Source organism: Endozoicomonas arenosclerae, from assembly GCF_001562015.1.
Lineage (GTDB): Bacteria > Pseudomonadota > Gammaproteobacteria > Pseudomonadales > Endozoicomonadaceae > Endozoicomonas_A > Endozoicomonas_A arenosclerae.
In genome coordinates this window covers 1-2,882 of record NZ_LASA01000236.1, presented here as the reverse complement: position 1 = coordinate 2,882, position 2,882 = coordinate 1, and the positions used below count along the sequence as shown (strand labels likewise).

The following is a 2,882-nucleotide window of genomic DNA, read 5'->3' as shown; positions in this document are numbered from 1 at the left end:
ACCGCTATGAAAACATGATGACCCCTTACGAAAAGTTCCTGTCACTGAAGGAACCAGAACAGTACCTGAAAGAAGGGATTACACTGGACCAACTAAAGGACAAAGCGGAAGCCATGACCGATAATGAAGCGGCCAGAAAGCTGCAACAAGCCAGAGAAATCCTGTTTCAATTAGTTCATGAGCGACAAGCCGAGGGTTAGGTAGTAGTACCTGCCTTCAGGCTCATTTCAGGATTGGAAAATACTAGGCGGCACCGCCTGCAAATTCACTGACTTCTGTGGGGTGCTGGGCCTTGTAGTAATCTTTGGCGAATCGGGTCAGTAGTGCCTGGCATTGTTTGTCGTCCCAGATAATCTGGGTGATTTCCCAGGCTTCCTGGAACTGTTCGGTATTGATCTTTCTGGGGTCAAAGCCCAGGGCTTCCACTAACTCTTTGTACTCGCTTTCCCGATAGGTCTGGTCGACTTTTTCAAGCCATTCAAATACAGAGCCTTCATAGGGGGTATCAATATAAGCCTTGACCTGGCGGATGGAGCGGAAGAGAGGGGATATCACCTCAACGACATCTTTCGTCCAGATCAGAAACGATATGCCCGCATCGGCTAAGCCTTTGCCAAAGCTTCCGGCGTTCGCCTGTTTTTTTTCAGACGCACTCATCAACTGATATTTCTGGTCAATGGCCAGGGCTTCGGCTTTCTCGCTGGCGATGATCTGGCCCAGTTTGAGCTTGATCTGGCCCAGTTTGAGCTTGATCTGGTTGTAGAGCGCTTCAATCCTTTTCAGGTTTTCGGTCTGGTCACGGTGTGGATAGAGACTATTGAGTGAGTGCCATTATTGAGGGTAATGGCACAATGGTCGAAGTTTGTTGTGTATCAGAGTCGTCTTGTATATGAGCAAATTCACGATTAAAGACCTGACCCCTTCAATGTGGATGTCCCGGACTCACCGCGGACTCACCGCCAAGACTCCCACCCTCTTAAATCAAGCCTTTGTCATACTGATCGCCAAGTTTCTGAATCAGATTAAGCAAGCCCTCTTGGTATAAAAAATTTTCAGTAAATTCTATCGATACCGGCCTGTATAGTGTACCTAAGCTTGCATTTCTTGAACGGTTCAACACTTCATACCCTTCAACAGTTCTCTGAACACAGAGCATCTCACCTTCAATATCATAATCAATACTGCTCATTGCTCCTGCATGAAGACCACCTTCTGCAGGAGGCTTTCGAAAATCTTCTAAGGCCTTGGGAAACCAGCTTAAGAAGCCTAACGGGAAGTCGTCCTGATAACACCGATATTTTTTACCTAAAAGAGGATCATCTCCTCTCACACTGAGAATCGACAGCCAACGATCAGAACGCTTTACCAAAATATGCAGTATATTTGCCCTCGATATATTTCTCATACGTCCTAGCTCAACAGAATCAACAGGGAGTCGACTATGCTGAATAACCTTTTGTAAAGCAGGTTGAATTGGGTATTTTGGAGTTTTCATATTGGCTCTAACACCTCTTTCACAACCAGTAAGGCTTTTTCATCTTTGAGAGTACTAATTCTCACTTCTTTTCTCTCAAAATTCAGTGTTTCAACAGCCCCATATTGATTTGGGCTATCTGGATTAAGATCCTTGGTCAGACCATCCCCCAAGTAATCCTGATTATTTCCAATTTGTTTTTGCATCTGCATACGTGTAAGTAATAGTTCTTTCTCATCGTCTGCAAAATTCTCTGCATCCAGATAATCTGAAAAACCCTTAATATCACTATCCCAATCCATACCAGCATCTTCATCTTGCATGGCTGCTTTATGAACATCTGAAAAATAGGCTTGGTAATCAGGAGTCATTATCTTATCCGTTACTTCTTTACTGAAGTCTAAAGGCAGCTCCGTGTTTGCAAAATCGCTAACATTTTCAAATGTAGCTGGCACACTCTTAACACCTGTTATAGATGACGCTTTCTCTGTATCAATTACCAATAGAGTAAACTCTTTTCCCTCTTCGTATGGAAGGCCAAGTTTCTCAGAGATCAACTTAGGATCGGTATCAGCATCTTCTAATTGATCAAACGTTGTAGACCAATATTTAGCTCCTGAACCAGTTTTCCCTTGCATCACCATACCCAATTTTCCACTAAGGAGCTCATCTGGTGTATCCCTATCTTGCAGATATCCAGACTCCATGAATCTCACATGGAAACGTTCACTTGCTACATCACCTGATTGAGCCATAGCAACCAATTGATCATCAGTATACTTTGGTTTATACCCTTCTCTTTTAATTTTCTTCCTAGCTTCTTTCAGCCTCTCTGCTACTTCAACCAAACTCTGAGGAGGGTCTTTTTTCTTTTTCTCCTGCTCCTGTTTTTCCCGAGCTACCCCTTTAGGAGGAGCAGAAGCCACAGGAGCAGGCCGGTCATCCACCGGCAGATCCTCAACCATATTCCCCGTTGAACGACTGCGCATGGATGCTTTGGGAATATACCGGTCAACTTCTTTCAGCAGGCTGGCCAGTTCTTTGAATATTTCGCCCAGCAGTTTCATCTGGCGGATCAGGCGAGCCTTGCTGGCGGCCATGACCGCTATGGCGGCGCCTCCCGTGAGCAGGGTGAGGACGATGGTCAGTAATATGTCAAAGGCGAGTCTCTTCCAATATGAAATGAGCCTGAAGAAGGGGCTGGTTTCTAACATGAAATGAGCCGACTTCAGCACTGTCGTTCATGATGAGGATATGAAAATCATCATGAACACCCATTTCATCAAAACCCTGGAGGATGTAAGAAGCCTCCTTTCACAAGCAGACTGTCTGGAGCCCGGCTGGGACTCCAAGGACGAATGTTACCGTTGGATTGAGCTAACCCTCAGCCACTTCAAATACCGTTCCC

At 45.2% G+C, this 2,882-nt stretch carries 4 protein-coding genes; 1 reads left to right on the top strand and 3 read right to left on the bottom strand.

Annotation, left to right across the window (positions count from 1 at the left end):
• A partial coding sequence (locus WG89_RS28160; RefSeq protein ID WP_216638417.1) for a hypothetical protein occupies positions 1-200 on the top strand: 200 nt, incomplete at its 5' end.
• Between the two features lie 43 nt (positions 201-243).
• Here WG89_RS28160 and WG89_RS28155 read toward each other — a convergent pair.
• From WG89_RS28155 to WG89_RS32530, 3 genes are all read right to left on the bottom strand, one after another.
• On the bottom strand, positions 244-657 hold the full coding sequence (locus tag WG89_RS28155) for a hypothetical protein (RefSeq protein WP_062271058.1): 414 nt from the start codon (positions 655-657) through the stop codon (positions 244-246).
• 319 nt (positions 658-976) lie between these two features.
• Entirely contained in the window at positions 977-1,495 is a 519-nt protein-coding gene (locus WG89_RS28150; RefSeq protein WP_062271056.1) for a hypothetical protein, read from the bottom strand.
• Positions 1,492-2,688 carry a hypothetical protein gene (locus WG89_RS32530; protein ID WP_245662993.1) on the bottom strand — a complete coding sequence of 399 codons (1,197 nt, stop codon included), beginning with the start codon at positions 2,686-2,688 and terminating at the stop codon, positions 1,492-1,494. The genes WG89_RS28150 and WG89_RS32530 overlap by 4 nt, the downstream gene beginning before the upstream one ends.
• Positions 2,689-2,882 lie beyond the last annotated feature (194 nt).